Genomic DNA, 14,099 nt, shown 5'->3' with positions numbered 1-14,099 from the left:
CACCCACCGCCGGCTCCGCGGGGAGGGGGAAGGCAGTGGTGCCCCCGGCCGGAGGTCGGGGGCACCACTGGGTGTCGGTGTGCAGGTCGCCTCTCGGCGCGTGGCGCGACGCGGCTCCAGCCGGACGGTGTTCCGCGAAGGCAATTCAGGTGAGGCCCGGGGACACTGGGCACACCGACACACCCCACAACCGGCGGGGCCCGGTTGGTGTTCCGGGCCCCGAATGTGACGGCCGTCACCACACCCGGCCGAGCCGGGGGCCTAGTCGGGCCGGGTGACGTTTGACCGTTTCCGGCTCGGGTAGCCGACCGTCGTGACCGACGACCCATCCGTGACGGACGCACCCGTGGACGACGCCGAGCTGGCCGCCGACACCGATCTGCCCGCCGACACCGAGCCGGCCGGCGACACCGAGCCGGACACCCGGCCGCTCGACGAACTGCTCGACGAGATCTACCACGGCCAGGAGCGGATCAGCCAGGCGGACATCTACCGCCGGGCCGTCGCCGCCGAGCTGGCCGCGGCGCTGCTCACCCGGATCGCCGCCCTGCCCGAGGGCGAGTACGCGGTGGACGAGGCCGCCGACCTGCTGGGCGGGTCGCCCGCCTGACGCCTCGGATCCGGGCGGCACGAGCCGGCCCCGCAGCGGCACGACGCCACCACCCGGCCCGGCCGACGCACCGGTCCCGCACGACCACGGAGAGGACAGCGAGGATGACCGATCGCGAGGAGCAGCGGGAGGCGCACGTCCCGGCGCTCGGCCAGCCGCCGGAGGGCAGGGACAGCACCCCCGAACCGGACTTCGCCGACGAGCACGACCGCACCGCCGTCGACCGGGACATCATCACCGGCGACGAGGACGATGAGGAGCGCGAGCCGGAGTCGCCGCACGGCTGGTCCGGCATGCAGCGCTGACGCCGGACGGGGAGCGGCCGGGCGGCCCCGACCCCTCCCCCGTACCCGGTTCAGTCCTTGTCGTGACCGCCCTCGGCGGCCTGCTGGGCGACGGCGTAGCCCATCTGGAGGAAGTCGGAGGCCGCCACCGCGGTCAGCGCGGTGGCCACCAGCCGGGTCAGCCGGGGGGCCAGCACCAGGCCGCCGGTCAGCCCGGTGGCCACCCAGACCGCCAGGCAGAACGGGCAGCTCAGCAGCTCCCCGATGGCGTGCCGGGTGGGGCTGCCCGAGTCCCGGACCTGCTCCATCACCTCGCCGGAGCCGATCGGGCGGTCGTACCGGGTGAACGGGGCGCGCAGCGGGCTGGTCACCGCGTCCTTCGACAGCAGCCGGCTCAGCTTGTGGGTGGCGACGGAGAGCAGCAGCACGTCGGCCGGGCTGGGCCGCTCCGGCACCGGCCGGCCGGTCGCCCTGACCAGTGCGGCGAGCATCGCGGTCACCCCCGCGTAGGTGCCCATCGCCACCAGGTAGCCGCCGAGCGGGCGGTGCTCGTGCGGCGCGTACGCCTGGCGCAGCCGCGCCACCTTCTGCCTCAGGCTGCTGTCGCTCAAACCCGGTCTCCTCGTTCTGTGCGCGGGCCGCCGGCGGCGGGTCCGGCGACCGGCTCAGCCGGCGGTCAGGTTGTCGGCCACCTCGCGGGCGAGGTTGGCCAGTGTCTCGTCGGCCAGCCCCGGATCCGCCTGGCCGGACGCCCCGGCCAGGTCCAGCCGGACCAGGGCGCCCCCGGCGTCCGCGGGCTCCACCCGGATCTCGGCCGACCACTCGGGGGCGGAGGCGCTGGCCCACCGGGCCCGCAGCGGCCCGGTGCTGACGTCGGGGCGGCTCGCGCCGTCGGACCGCAGCGGCTGGGGCAGCCACGCGGCGGCCCGGTCCGGGTCGGTCGCCGTGCTGAACACCACCTCGGGCGGCGCGGACATGCCGCGCTCCGCGTGCGCCCCCATCACTCGTCCCGCAACCGGGCCGGGTCGACCTCGCGTCCCGGGTGCCGGGCCAGGTACTCGGTCTCCAGTTCCGCCGTACGGCGCAGGTGGTTCGCGAGCGCCGAGTCCGCCGCGTGCCGCAGCGTGTCGAGCCGGGTGCGGTGCAGGCTGTGCATCTCGCGGATCAGGTCCTCGTCGGCGAGTTCGGCGGGGTCGATCCCCAGCTCGCCGTCGGCGGACATGTCGTGGACGTGGTCGCCGTCCCACTCGGGCAGCCGCTGCTCCGGGCTGGCTTCGACCGGGCCGCCGGGCTGCCGCACTGATTCGGTCATCGTCGCCCCCCTCGTCTCGTCTGGGCTGGCGTCTAGACGGATGCCCACACCGGCCACCACCAAACCCCCGGACTACGACGCCGCGTCGGAGAACGCCCCGGCTCCCGGTACCCTCGAACCCATGAAGCGGCTCTGGACACCGGCGTGGATCGCCCGCCACGTGGCCATGGTCGTGCTGGTCGTCGGCTTTCTCGGGCTGGGCTGGTGGCAGATCACCCGGGCCGCCGACGGCAACTCCATCAGCTGGGGCTACGCCATCGAGTGGCCGGTCTTCGCGGCGTTCGTCGTCTTCGTCTGGTGGCGTGAACTGCGACACACCCTGCGCTCCGCCGCCGACGGGCCACCGACGGCCGGCGAGCAGGCGGGCGGCGACGTCCCGGCCGGCGCGGCCCCGGGCCCGGCGGCCCCGGCCGGCGCGGCCCCGTCGTCCGGCGCCCCGACGGGGGTACGCCGACCCGTGCGGGTCGCCCGGGTGGCGGCGACGCCGACCGGCGGGCCCGAGGACGCCGACCTGGCCGCGTACAACCGCTACCTGGCCTGGTTGAACGCCAATCCGGGCGCCCGGCCCGGTGACTATCCCGGCTGACGCCGGTACGCGACTACCCGGCCGAGGCCGGTTCGGAAGGACGGACGAAGGTGGGCGGAGCCCTTACCCGGTACCGCGCGATCGCCTGGATCGTGGGCGTGGCGCTGGCCGTGCTGGTCCTGATCGGCATGCCGCTGAAATACGGGTTCGACGAGCCGACGGTGGTCGCGGTCGTCGGGACCGCGCACGGCTGGCTCTACATGCTCTACCTGGCGGCGACGTTCGACCTGTCCCGCCGGGCGGACTGGCCGCTGAAGCGGATGCTGCTGGTGATGCTCGCCGGCACGGTGCCCTTCGTGTCCTTCTACGCCGAGCGGCGGGTGAGCCACTGGGTGGCCCCCCAGCCCACCCGCACCCCGGAGCCGGTCGCCGGCTGAGGCTGACCCGGCCGGGTCAGCGGTCCGGGCGCCAGAACTCCTCGGCGGTGGCCGGCGCGGCGCCCCAGCCGCCGTACCGCACGCCCTCGCGGGCCCGGTGCACGGCGCGGCTGACCTGCCCGAACTGCCGCTGGTCGTCGCTGCTGAACAGCAGCACCTCGACGCCCCGGTGCCAGCCCCACAGCTCGTACGGCGGCGGACGCCAGCGGTCGCCGGCCAGCGCGAGCAGCACGGGCAGCAGGGCCACCGTCCCGAGGGCCAGGTACGCCCCGGCGGTCAGCCGTTGCAGGCCGCCGGTGAAGCCGAGCACCAGCCCCACCCCGGCGATCATGACGGCGGTCACCGCCACGGCCCGGACGGCGAGCCGGTCGTGCGGGCCCCGGGTGGTGTGCAGGTGGGTCAACTCGGCGATCGCGAAGCTGCTGCGGCCGACGGTGAACCGGTCCGCCGTCACGACGATCCCGGGCTGGGCGTAGAGCAGGGCAGGGGGCGCGGGGGTCACCCTCGGTGACCGGCGCTGGCGGGTGGCGGAGCCATCTCGGATCACGGCTGTCTCCCACGGCTGAGGGGCCGGGAGCGGTCCCCGCGGCGCCGGTCGACGCCTACGGGATTCCCGGCTCCGCTCCATTCTCTGACCGTCGGGCCAGCCCAAGCCCGGTTTTCCGGTCCGCGGCGCGGTCCCGCGATCCCCACCGCGCCGGCAAGAGGCCACCAATTCCGGCTTATCCGGCTATTACCCCTCGCGTCCGGCGTCATCCGCCCAGAACGACGAAAGCCACGGAACGCCCGTTCGGCGCATCCGACCCCACCGGCTGCGCCGGAGCGCGGCCCACAAGTCACCGAACGTGATTGTATCTCGCGACACACCCGGGTCGTTTCGCCACTTTCGCCCCTGCTTCACCTGCGGGTAACTCCCGTCCCGGGTTAGGTTGTGCGGGCCGGACCGGTCGACAGCCGTCCAACCGGACAGCCCCGGGCCGGCTCGCCGTGGCGTCCGCGACGCGCGGCGACTGGTGGGAGAGGAGCCCTCCGCTCTTGTCGTCCCTCAGGAATTCGCTGCGCGCACTGGCGGCGGCCGGCCTCGCGGCCGTGCTGATCGCCCCGGCGTCGCCGGCTCGGGCCGAGCCGTCACCCGCCGAGCTGACGCAGCGGATCGAGAAGTCCTCGACCGAGCTGGAACGGGTCGTCGAGTCCTACAACAAGCTCACCGAGGACATCAAGGCGAACAAGGCCGCCGCGGCGAGGCTGACGGCCCGGATCGGGCCGTTGGAGGCGCAGGCCGCACAGAGCCGGGCGGACGTCGGCGAGATCGCCGTCACCGCGTACAAGACGGGCCGGCTGGACACCGCCAACGCGCTGCTGAGCGCGGGCGGGCCGAGCAACCTGCTGGACCGGCTGGACACCCTCGACCAGCTCACCCGGCAGCGCCAGCAGCGGATCACCGGCTTCACCGAGAGCCAGCGCCGGCTGCTCGACCAGAAGGCCCGGCTCGACGCGACGCTGGCGAAGCAGGCCGCACAGGCCAAGCAGCTCGCCGCCGGCAAGAAGAAGATCGAAAAGGACCTCGCCGAGCTCTACGAGCTGCGCCGTCAGGCGTACGGGCGGGCCACCGAGCCGCCGGCGCCGAGGACGAAGCCGAAGTCGGGCGGGAGTTCCGGCGAGCAGGCACCCGCCGTCTCCGGCCGGGCGGGCACCGCGGTCCGGTACGCGTACGGCGCCCTCGGCAAGCCCTACGTCTGGGCCGCCGACGGCCCGAACGGGTACGACTGCTCCGGCCTCACCTCCGCCGCCTGGCGGGCGGCCGGCAAGTCGCTGCCGCACAACACGAGGATGCAGTGGGGCGTGGTCAGCCACATCAGCCGCAGCGAACTGCGCCCGGGCGACCTGGTCTTCTACAACAGCCTCGGGCACGTCGCGCTCTACGTCGGCGGGGGCCAGGTGATCCACGCGCCCACCTTCGGCCGCAACGTGGAGAAGCGGGACGTCGACCTGATGAGGCCCTACGGGTACGGCCGGGTCCGCTGACGGCCCCGACACGAACGGCGAACGGCCGGCGTCCCCCTATCGGACGCCGGCCGTTCGCCGTCATTGTTACCAGGTCAGGCGGCCTGCAACCCCTCCGCCCGGGCCAGCTCGCGCAGCCGGCCCAGGGCCTGGATCTCCAACTGCCGGATCCGCTCCCGGGAGAGCGAGAAGCGCGAGGCGACCTCGGTCAGCGAGTGCTCCCGCCCGTCCTCCAGGCCGTAGCGGGCCCGCATGATGCCGGCCGACCGGTCGTCGAGGTGGTTGAGCAGACCCTCGATGCGCTGCCGCTCCAGCCCGGTGAGGACGATGTCCTCCGGCGACGGGGCGTCGCTGTCGGCGACCAGGTCGCCGAGGTTGGTGTCGCCGTCGTCGCCGACCGGGGTGTCCAGCGACACGGTGTCCTGCGACCAGCGGACCAGCTCGTTGACCCGCTCGACGGTGACGCCGAGGGACGCGGCGATCTGCTCCGGCTCCGGGTCGCTGCCCAGCTCGCGGGTGAGCTGCCGGGCCACGTTGCGCATCCGGTTGACGTCCTCGACCAGGTGCACCGGCAGCCGCACGGTGCGCTCCTGCTGGGCGATGGCCCGGCTGATCGCCTGGCGGATCCACCAGGTCGCGTAGGTGGAGAACTTGAAGCCCCGCTCGTAGTCGAACTTCTCGACCGCCCGGACCAGGCCGGTGTTGCCCTCCTGGATCAGGTCGAGCATGGGCATGCCCGAGCGTACGTAGCGCCGGGCGATGGAGACGACCAGCCGCAGGTTGGCGCGGATGAAGAGATCCTTCGCCCGCTCCCCCTCGGCGACCACGCGCTCCAGGTCGTCCCGGTCGACACCGGCGGGAACGCGGTCGGTGTCGAGCAGGTGCTCGGCGTAGAGGCCGCCCTCGATCGCCTTGGAGAGATCGACCTCCGTGGCGGCGTCCAGCAGTGGCGTCCGGGAGATCTCGTGAAGGTAGACTCCGACCAGGTCGCGCTCCTCGGCCACCTCGTCGGTTCGCATGCCGATGTTCTTGTCCACGTTGCCCACGGTCCCCTCGCTCGCGCCGGTTGCCCGGTTCCTTGCCATCCCCACGTCCATCAGCCCTCCCCCGTAACTTCCGCTGTGCCCACCGGTGCTGACCTGACACCTGCACAACAGTCGAGACGCGTCGGGGATTCCATGTCGTGAGTCGAAAGTGTCACGAATGCCTGAGTGGTAGCTGAGAGCCCGGTCCATGTTTGCTGTCAGCACCCCGTCGGGCGGCTCGCCGTTGGCGCCACGGACGGGGTCGGCGGATCGACGGACGCCGCCACCCGTAGGCATGGCACCACTGTCGGCCCCGGGCGCGCAGCGACCCGGGTCACCACCACGCTGCGATCCTGGTCACCGACTGATACGCGGCGGCGGACCGGTCGGTTCATTCACGGACACGGAATACCCTCGCCCCGGTTGAACAATCCGGGGCGGGTGTGAAGTCCCACCCCGGCCGGATCGTGACCATCGTCACCGGGACGCGGCCCGGCGGCGCAGCCGCAGCTCAGGAGGCGAGCAGGGCGAGGGCGCCGCGCACCTGGTGGGCGGAGCGGGCCAGGGCGGCCCGGGCGGCGGACACCTCGGCCCCGGAGACCAGCGACACCAGGGCGGTCTTCAGGTCGCCGTCGGCCTCGTGCAGGGCCCGCCGGCAGGCCTCCTCGGCGCCGCCGGTGGCCTCCACCAGGATCGAGATCATCCGGCCGCGCAGCTTGGCGTTGGTGGCCACCATGTCGATCATGAGGTTCGAGTAGACCCGTCCCAGCCGGACCATCACGGCCGTGGAGAACGTGTTGAGCACCAGCTTCTGCGCGGTGCCCGCCTTCATCCGGGTCGACCCGGTCACCACCTCCGGGCCGGAGTCCACGCCGATGAAGACGTCGACCGACGAGGCGGCCTCCGCCTCCGGGTTGGCGCAGAGCAGCACGGTCGCCGCCCCCTGCGCCCGGGACGCGGCGAGCGCCCCGAGAACGTACGGGGTGCGCCCGCTGGCGGCCAGCCCGACGACCAGGTCACCGGCACCGACGCAGTCCGCGGCCTCGGCCGCCCCGCCCCGGTGGTCGTCCTCGGCGTCCTCGACGGCCCGCCAGATCGCGTCGGGGCCGCCGGCGAGATGGGCGCAGAACCAGTGCCGGGGCGAGTTGAAGGTGGGGGCCAGTTCGGCGGCGTCGAGCACGCCGAGCCGACCGGAGGTGCCGGCGCCGAAGTAGTGCACCCGGTATCCGCCGCGCAGCGCGGTGACCGCGAGGTCGACGGTGGTGGCGATCTCGTCGAGGACCGCCGCGACGGCGGCCGGCACCCGGCGGTCGGCGTCGTTGATCACGGTGAGCACGTCCCGGGTGGACATCAGGTCGAGGTCCACGCTGAGCGGGTTGCGCCGCTCGGTCGGCGCGCCCACCCGGACCACCGGGCGGGCCGGGGCCGGGGCCGCCTCGTCGGGCTCGACCCGACCGGCGGTCACCCCCGCCTCCGCGCGGACCCGACCCGGTGGGTCTGCACCGCCGCGGCGGTGACCTCCAGCGCCTTGCGGGTCCGCGCCCGGTTCCGGGCGGCCACGCCCACGAAGAGGCAGTCGACCACGGTGAGCTGCGCCAGCCGGCTGGCCATCGCGCCGGAGCGGTAGGTGGTCTCCCGGGCCGCCGTGGTGAGCACGAAGTCGGCGACGTCGGTGATCGGCGAGCGGGGGAAGTTGGTCAGCGCGACCGTCGCCGCGCCCCGGGACCGGGCCTGCTCCAGCACCTCGATCACGTCCGCGGTGGTGCCGGTGTGCGAGATGCCCACCGCGACGTCGCCCTTGCCGAGCAGGGCGGCCGAGGTGAGCGCGGTGTGCACGTCGGGGAAGGAGAACGCCGTCCGGCCGATGCGGTGCAGCTTCTGCTGGAAGTCGGAGGCGACGAAGCCGCTGGCGCCCGCCCCGTAGACCTCGATCCGGCTGGCACCCACGATCGCCTCGACGACCTGCTCGCAGACGGCCGGGTCGAGCTGCTCGGCCGTCTCCTCGACGGCCCGCGCGTCGTTGAACGCGATGGTGGCGATGATCTGGGCCAGGTCGGCGCCGGGCGGGATGTCACCGCCGACCACCCGGGCGTCCGGAGGCTCGACCCGGCGGGCCGCCTCGGCGGCGAGCCGGATCCGCAACTGCGGATAGCCGTCCATGCCCACCGAGCGGCAGAACCGGATCACGGTCGCCTCGGATGTCTCGGCGGCGGTGGCGAGGTCGGTGATGGTGCGCCGGGCGGCGTCCGCCGGATCGGCGACCACCAGCCGGGCCACCCGCTGCTCGGCGGGCGACAGCGAGGGGAGCAGGCCGCTGATATGGACGATCAGTCCACCCGGCTCGTGACTCGCAGAAATCTTCGGACTCTTCGCCACGGATGAAACTTACTTTCATGAGGCGTGAGCGTCAACCATGTCCCCGCGTATCGGGAAAAAAGTACTCCGGACGTTCATCAGTGTTGCCGAAAGACTGCCATTTCCGCAGCGTCCGGCACCTCCCCCGGCAGGCCCGGCCGCCGTGCCGGACGGGGCCGGCGTCCCGCCGTCCGGACGGGCCGGCGGGCCGGACCCCGGGGCGGCCGGCGTGTCTGCCCGGGGTGAGCCGCAACACGGTGCCGGCCACCAGCGGCGCGAGCGCGTCGGTCTACGGGCGGGCCTGGGCCGCCAGCCGCCGGCCCACCCCCTGGTCGGCCGCGTCGGCCCGGCCCGGCCCGACCGCCGGGCCCGCCGGTGCGGGCTCCCCGACCTTCGCAGGCCGCTCGGCCGGCAGCCAGGCGGCGAGGTGGGCCTGGATCTGCCGGGACACCTCCTCCGGCGGGCGACCGGCGTCGACCACCACGAAGGTCGGGAACTCCGGCAACGTCCGGTACGCGGTGTCCGCGGCGGTCAGCCAGCCCATGGTCTCGTGGTCGGTGCCGCGCCGCTCGATCCGCCGGTACGCCTCGGCCGGGTCGACGGCGAGCAGGAAGGTGACCTGCGGCGGCGGGAACACCCGGTACCCGGCGCGGGCCAACCGCTCCCAGCGCTGCCCGCCGTGCGCCCGGATGCTGGCGTACTGGCAGGCCGAGTAGCGGTCCATCACCGCCGTGCGGCCGGTGGCCACGCAGCTCAGCAGCGCCGCCGCGATCGCCAGCCACCGCAGCACGGACTCGACGGCGAGCAGGCCGCGCCGGCCGACCAGCCGCTCGGCGTCCGGGCGGCCGAGCCGGTGGGCGAGGCGGCCGAGCCAGCGGCGCCCGCCGGCGTTGCGGTGGTAGGTCGCCGGGCGTCCGGCGGCGGTCAGCGCCTCGGCGAGGTGGTGGGCCTGAGTGGTCTTGCCCGAACCGTCGATGCCGATCAGGGCGACGGCGCGCAGTCGGGCCTTGCCGCGCCGCTCCCGCAGTGATCTGGCCACCCTGCCCAGATTATCGGACCCGCGCTCACCTTGGCGGTTTGTCCGTTCACATCCGGTTGCCACCCCGTCGGGCCGGGCTCAGGTGTGGGCGACCTCTGTGCCGGGTACGCAAATCGAATCCGCCTGTCCACCTCACGACCGACGGGAGAGCCAGATGGCCGAGCGCGGGGACGAGACCCTGGTGCACACGCTGAAGAAGGTCGCCGCCGTGCTCAAGCAGTCCGAGATCCCGTTCGCCCTCGGCGGAAGCTTCGCGGTGTACGCCCACGGCGGGCACTCCAGCGACCACGACGTCGACTTCCTGATCCGCGGGCAGGACGTCGACCGGGCCCTGGAGGCCCTCGTCGAGGCGGGCTTCACCGCCGAGCGCCCGCCCGAGGACTGGTTGGTGAAGGTCTACGACGCCGGCCGGATGGTGGACCTGATCCACCGGCCGATCGAGACCCCGGTCACCGGGGAGACCTTCGCCGACACGATCGTTCGGCCGGTGGACGCGATCCACATGCCGGTGCTGTCGGCGAGCCAACTGATGGTGCACAAGCTGCTCAGCTTCTCCCAGCACTACTGCGACTTCGCCCGGGCGCTGCCGCTGGCCCGGTCGCTGAGGGAACAGATCGACTGGGAACGGGTACGCAAGGAGACGCAGCACTCCCCGTACGCCGAGGCGTTCCTGGTGCTGCTCGACCGGCTGGACGTGGTGCCGTACTCCGGCGCCACCGAGGAGAAGGAGATCGTGTGAGCACGCACCGCGACCGCGCCACCGGGACGCCCGCCGTCGCCGCCGGCCCGCCCGACGAGTACGTGGAGGCCGAGATCCAGCGGCTGCTCGCCGAGGACCCGGCCGTCGCCGAGCAGGGAATCACCGTGGTCCTCCGGGAGCGGGGGCTGATGCTCTACGGCGAGGTGGAGAGCCCGCACCGGCGGGAGGAGATCCTGCGCCGGGTGGCCGAGCGCTTCCCCGACGTGCCGGTCACCAGCGACATCGGGGTGATCCGCGCGCAGGCGCCCACGGAAGTCGAGGAGTTGCCGTGAGGGAGGTCGAGAGGTGATCCGGATCGCCGCCGTGGGCGATGTGCACGTGGACGAGGACGTGGTGGGCCGGTTCCGGCCCGCCCTGGACGAACTGCCCGACTGCGCCGACGTGCTGCTGCTCGCCGGTGACCTGACCCGGCACGGCACCGAGGCCGAGGCGCGCTGCGTGGCCCGCGAGTTCGGCGGGCTGGGGGTGCCGGTGGTGACGGTGCTCGGCAACCACGACCACCAGTGCGACCAGGTGCCGCAGGTGGTCAAGGTGCTCCAGGACGTGGGCATCCGGGTGCTGGAGGGCGAGGGGATGGTGCTGGAGTTCGCCGCGGGGCGGCTCGGCGTGGCCGGGGTGAAGGGCTTCGGCGGCGGCTTCGCCGGCCGGTGCGCCAGTGACTTCGGCGAGCCGGAGATGAAGTCGTTCGTCCGGACCACGAACGAGAGCGCGGAGGCGCTGGGCGCGGCGCTGCGGGGGCTGGACTGCGACCTGCTGGTCGCGCTCACCCACTACTCCCCCGTGCCGGACACCCTGGCCGGCGAGCCGCTGGAGATCTACCCGTTCCTCGGGTCGTACCAGCTCGGGCAGGCCATCGACTCGGCGCCGACCGCGCTGGCCCTGCACGGGCACGCGCACGCCGGCAGCGAGCGGGGCACCACCCCGGGCGGGGTCCGGGTCCGAAACGTCGCCCACCCGGTGATCAAGCAGGCCTACAGCATCTTCCACGTGGGAGATCATCTGGATGCTGGCCAGGTTTCCCGGATCGGCCACTCGGGTATTCGGCAGTCATGGAGCTGATTCTCTGGATTCTCGCAGTCGTTCTCGTGGTCGCCGGCATCCTGGCGCTATTCCGCCGGCAGATCCTGTGGGGCATCGTCCTCATCGTGGTCGGGCTGTTGGTCGGCCCGGGTGGTGTCAGCATCTTCAGTTGACCCCTGACTTCCGTATCCACCGCCGACCCGCCGGGGTCGTCGTGACCGGAGTTCCGTCCTCCCAGACAGGAGCCCTCCGGGCAGGGCGACCCCGGCGTCCTGCCGTCCGGCGAAGGGCCCCTGTGCCAGGTAGGGCGTGGCAGAGGGGCCCTTACCGACTTTCGCGCCTCAGCAGCGCGGGACGTTCGGGATGTAGCCGTCGTAGCCGGTGTAGACGTAGGCGTCGGCGATGAACCGGCCGCTGCCGATCCGGTCCCAGATCGAGCTGGTGCCGTACGTGCCGGTGACCGTGGTGCCGCTGGTCTGGCACTGGATCGTCACCTTCGCCCCGTCGGCGACGGTGCCGACCGAGCTGTAGCCGGTGCCCGGGCCGGAGCGGACGGTCAGCGGACTGCCGGCGGTGTTCACCGTGCCGGAGCCGGTGCCCGAGGAGCAGTTGTTGTTGCTGGTGTAGGTCTTCGTGCCCCAGTACAGCGCCAGCGTGCCGTTGAACCGGACCTGGATGTCGTTGCCGTTGAGCCGCTGCTCGTAGTGCAGGTGCGGCCCGGTGGAGCCGCCGGTGCTGCCCACCCAGCCGATCACCTTGCCGTAGCCGACGCTCTGGCCGACCGAGACGTTGAAGCCGTTGAGGTGGGCGTAGTAGGTGGTGTATCCGCCGCCGTGGTCGATCCGGACGTACTTGCCGTAGCTGGTGCCGCCGAGGTCGGTCACCCGGTCGACGGTGCCGGGAGCGCTGGCCACCACCGCGTCGCCGAGGTCGTCGGTGCGGTTGAAGTCGACCGCGTAGGCCGGGCTGTGGTCGGACCGGGTCTGGCCGGACCAGGACTGACCACAGGGGAACGGCACCTTGAAGGTCGGCGCGGCCATGGCCGGGGCCGCCGGCACGAGGGTCGCCGCGACCAGCACGCCGGCCGCCGCGAGGCTGAACCACCGCTTACGCATCTAGCACCTCCAATGTTGACATCCTTCAATCGATTGCCTTCAGCGTGACAGAAACCTCCACGCACGGAAAGGGCCGTCACGCAGCCCGAAACCCCTATCGGTGGGAGCGCGCCCACTAGGGGTGAGCTGGTTTCGGGATTGTTACTCGTCCGTGTCCGGATGGGGCTGGACTCACTTCTATGCAAGCGCTTACATGTGGTGACGCCCATCGGACCGGCGCCGCGTCGAGCACGACCGCGCCGGCAAGGAAGGAGAACGGCATGGCGGTCTCTGCCAGACCACGCCAGGCTCTCGCGGTCGCCGGCGTACTGGGGCTGGCGCTCAGCGTCACTGCCTGTGGCACCGGCAACGACAAGAAGAGCGGCAACGCGGGCTCCGCTGAGTGCGCGGCATACGAGAAGTACTCCGGCCAGGACGGCAAGAAGGTCACGATCTACTCGTCGATCCGGGACATCGAGGCCGACCGCCTGGAGCAGTCCTGGAAGCAGTTCGAGGACTGCACCGGCATCAAGATCGACCACGAGGGCAGCGGCGAGTTCGAGGCCCAGCTCGGCGTCCGGGTCGACGGCGGCAACGCGCCGGACCTGGCGTTCATCCCGCAGCCCGGTCTGCTCAAGCGGTTCGCCGACTCCGGCAAGCTCAAGCCGGCCGGCGCCGACACCAAGGCGATGGCCGAGCAGAACTACTCGGCCGACTGGCTGAAGTACAGCACCGTGAACAGCCAGTTCTACGGCGCCCCGCTCGGCTCGAACGTCAAGTCCTTCGTGTGGTACTCGCCGAAGACGTTCAAGGAGAAGGGTTGGACCGTCCCCACCACCTGGGACGAGCTGACCAAGCTCAGCGACCAGATCGCGACGAGCGGCACCAAGCCGTGGTGCGCCGGCATCGAGTCCGGTGACGCCACCGGCTGGCCGGCCACCGACTGGATCGAAGACATGATGCTGCGGACGCAGACCCCCGAGGTCTACGACCAGTGGACCACCCACGGCATCCCGTTCAACGACCCGAAGGTCGCCGAGGCCCTCGACAAGGCCGGCACCATCCTCAAGAACGAGAAGTACGTCAACGGCGGCTTCGGCGGCGTGAAGAGCATCGCCACCACCTCCTTCCAGGAGGCGGGCACCCCGATCACCACCGGCAAGTGCGCCCTGCACCGGCAGGCGTCCTTCTACGCCAACCAGTGGCCCAAGGGCACCAAGGTCGCCGAGGACGGCGACGTCTTCGCGTTCTACTTCCCGGCGATCGACCCGGCCAAGGGCAAGCCGGTCCTCGGCGGCGGCGAGTTCGTCGCTGCCTTCGCCGACCGCCCCGAGGTCCAGGCGGTGCAGACCTACCTGGCCTCCGGCGAGTACGCGAACAGCCGCGCCAAGATCGGTGACTGGGTGTCGGCCAACAACAAGCTCGAACTGGCCAACGTGCCGAACCCGGTCGACAAGCTGTCCGTCCAGATCCTCCAGGACCAGAAGACCGTCTTCCGCTTCGACGGGTCCGACCTGATGCCGGCCGCCGTCGGCGCCGGGACCTTCTGGAAGGGCATGGTCGAGTGGATCAACGGCAAGGACACCGCCACGGTACTCAAGGGCATCGAGAGTAGCTGGCCGAAGTGATCCCC

At 72.5% G+C, this 14,099-nt stretch carries 19 protein-coding genes; 10 read left to right on the top strand and 9 right to left on the bottom strand.

The features are described 5' to 3' along the window. Positions 1-313 precede the first annotated feature (313 nt). Together C5N14_RS23760 and C5N14_RS23755 are read left to right on the top strand one after the other, a co-directional pair. Positions 314-610 (top strand): hypothetical protein, encoded by a 297-nt coding sequence (locus C5N14_RS23760; protein ID WP_371685895.1) that lies wholly within the window; start codon positions 314-316, stop codon positions 608-610. Between the two features lie 104 nt (positions 611-714). Continuing rightward, positions 715-915, top strand: coding sequence for a hypothetical protein (locus tag C5N14_RS23755; RefSeq protein ID WP_117670804.1), 201 nt, complete (start codon positions 715-717; stop codon positions 913-915). Positions 916-965: 50 nt separating this feature from the next. On the opposite strand, the gene C5N14_RS23750 is transcribed toward C5N14_RS23755, so the two are convergent. Genes C5N14_RS23750 through C5N14_RS23740 form a run of 3 tightly spaced genes read right to left on the bottom strand, consistent with a single transcriptional unit; the run spans position 966 to position 2,206 of the window. Beyond that, positions 966-1,505 carry a DUF1360 domain-containing protein gene (locus tag C5N14_RS23750; protein WP_117670802.1) on the bottom strand — a complete coding sequence of 180 codons (540 nt, stop codon included), beginning with the start codon at positions 1,503-1,505 and terminating at the stop codon, positions 966-968. 54 nt (positions 1,506-1,559) lie between these two features. Then, positions 1,560-1,895 carry a hypothetical protein gene (locus C5N14_RS23745; protein ID WP_117670800.1) on the bottom strand — a complete coding sequence of 112 codons (336 nt, stop codon included), beginning with the start codon at positions 1,893-1,895 and terminating at the stop codon, positions 1,560-1,562. Continuing rightward, complete coding sequence (locus C5N14_RS23740; RefSeq protein ID WP_117670798.1) at positions 1,895-2,206, bottom strand: DUF6158 family protein; 312 nt, start codon at positions 2,204-2,206, stop codon at positions 1,895-1,897. Before C5N14_RS23740 ends, C5N14_RS23745 begins: the two co-directional genes overlap by 1 nt. Before the next feature lie 121 nt (positions 2,207-2,327). Here C5N14_RS23740 and C5N14_RS23735 point away from each other — a divergent pair, with 121 nt between their 5' ends. After that, on the top strand, positions 2,328-2,792 hold the full coding sequence (locus C5N14_RS23735) for a hypothetical protein (RefSeq protein WP_117670972.1): 465 nt from the start codon (positions 2,328-2,330) through the stop codon (positions 2,790-2,792). Positions 2,793-2,842: 50 nt separating this feature from the next. Further along, positions 2,843-3,169: a DUF3817 domain-containing protein gene (locus C5N14_RS23730; RefSeq protein WP_117670796.1), complete on the top strand. Its 327-nt coding sequence runs from the start codon at positions 2,843-2,845 to the stop codon at positions 3,167-3,169. 16 nt (positions 3,170-3,185) lie between these two features. On the opposite strand, the gene C5N14_RS23725 is transcribed toward C5N14_RS23730, so the two are convergent. Then, positions 3,186-3,716: a DUF6232 family protein gene (locus tag C5N14_RS23725; protein ID WP_117670794.1), complete on the bottom strand. Its 531-nt coding sequence runs from the start codon at positions 3,714-3,716 to the stop codon at positions 3,186-3,188. 488 nt (positions 3,717-4,204) lie between these two features. On the opposite strand from C5N14_RS23725, the gene C5N14_RS23720 reads away from it, so the two are divergent. Continuing rightward, positions 4,205-5,194 carry a C40 family peptidase gene (locus tag C5N14_RS23720; RefSeq protein ID WP_117670792.1) on the top strand — a complete coding sequence of 330 codons (990 nt, stop codon included), beginning with the start codon at positions 4,205-4,207 and terminating at the stop codon, positions 5,192-5,194. Positions 5,195-5,268: 74 nt separating this feature from the next. Here the strand turns inward: C5N14_RS23720 and C5N14_RS23715 are convergent, their stop codons facing one another. The 4 genes from C5N14_RS23715 to C5N14_RS23700 all read right to left on the bottom strand — a co-directional run bounded on the left by C5N14_RS23715 (position 5,269) and on the right by C5N14_RS23700 (position 9,592). Beyond that, a complete protein-coding gene (locus tag C5N14_RS23715; RefSeq protein WP_207892852.1) occupies positions 5,269-6,258 on the bottom strand; it encodes an RNA polymerase sigma factor RpoD/SigA in 990 nt (329 codons plus the stop codon). Positions 6,259-6,709: 451 nt separating this feature from the next. Beyond that, on the bottom strand, positions 6,710-7,663 hold the full coding sequence (locus tag C5N14_RS23710; protein WP_117670788.1) for an N-acetylmuramic acid 6-phosphate etherase: 954 nt from the start codon (positions 7,661-7,663) through the stop codon (positions 6,710-6,712). Continuing rightward, complete coding sequence (locus C5N14_RS23705) at positions 7,660-8,574, bottom strand: MurR/RpiR family transcriptional regulator (RefSeq protein ID WP_117670786.1); 915 nt, start codon at positions 8,572-8,574, stop codon at positions 7,660-7,662. The genes C5N14_RS23710 and C5N14_RS23705 overlap by 4 nt, the downstream gene beginning before the upstream one ends. A 268-nt stretch (positions 8,575-8,842) precedes the next feature. Continuing rightward, positions 8,843-9,592: a dTMP kinase gene (locus tag C5N14_RS23700; protein WP_243639978.1), complete on the bottom strand. Its 750-nt coding sequence runs from the start codon at positions 9,590-9,592 to the stop codon at positions 8,843-8,845. On the opposite strand from C5N14_RS23700, the gene C5N14_RS23695 reads away from it, so the two are divergent. From C5N14_RS23695 to C5N14_RS32355, 4 genes are read left to right on the top strand one after another with little or no spacing between them, the layout of a single operon-like run. Continuing rightward, positions 9,528-10,331 (top strand): nucleotidyltransferase family protein, encoded by an 804-nt coding sequence (locus C5N14_RS23695; RefSeq protein WP_323136156.1) that lies wholly within the window; start codon positions 9,528-9,530, stop codon positions 10,329-10,331. The two genes, C5N14_RS23700 and C5N14_RS23695, sit on opposite strands and share 65 nt — an antisense overlap. Beyond that, on the top strand, positions 10,328-10,624 hold the full coding sequence (locus C5N14_RS23690) for a hypothetical protein (RefSeq protein ID WP_117670782.1): 297 nt from the start codon (positions 10,328-10,330) through the stop codon (positions 10,622-10,624). Before C5N14_RS23695 ends, C5N14_RS23690 begins: the two co-directional genes overlap by 4 nt. Before the next feature lie 13 nt (positions 10,625-10,637). Further along, positions 10,638-11,411 carry a metallophosphoesterase gene (locus C5N14_RS23685; protein WP_117670780.1) on the top strand — a complete coding sequence of 258 codons (774 nt, stop codon included), beginning with the start codon at positions 10,638-10,640 and terminating at the stop codon, positions 11,409-11,411. Beyond that, complete coding sequence (locus C5N14_RS32355; protein ID WP_018786997.1) at positions 11,402-11,545, top strand: GPGG-motif small membrane protein; 144 nt, start codon at positions 11,402-11,404, stop codon at positions 11,543-11,545. Before C5N14_RS23685 ends, C5N14_RS32355 begins: the two co-directional genes overlap by 10 nt. Positions 11,546-11,713: 168 nt before the next feature. On the opposite strand, the gene C5N14_RS23680 is transcribed toward C5N14_RS32355, so the two are convergent. Beyond that, positions 11,714-12,487: a M23 family metallopeptidase gene (locus C5N14_RS23680; protein WP_117670778.1), complete on the bottom strand. Its 774-nt coding sequence runs from the start codon at positions 12,485-12,487 to the stop codon at positions 11,714-11,716. 260 nt (positions 12,488-12,747) lie between these two features. On the opposite strand from C5N14_RS23680, the gene C5N14_RS23675 reads away from it, so the two are divergent. Further along, complete coding sequence (locus C5N14_RS23675) at positions 12,748-14,094, top strand: ABC transporter substrate-binding protein (RefSeq protein ID WP_117670776.1); 1,347 nt, start codon at positions 12,748-12,750, stop codon at positions 14,092-14,094. Positions 14,095-14,099: the final 5 nt, after the last annotated feature.

The organism is Micromonospora sp. MW-13 (genome assembly GCF_003434305.1).
Taxonomy (GTDB): Bacteria; Actinomycetota; Actinomycetes; order Mycobacteriales; family Micromonosporaceae; genus Micromonospora.
This window is presented reverse-complemented; position numbering and strand designations above follow the sequence as displayed.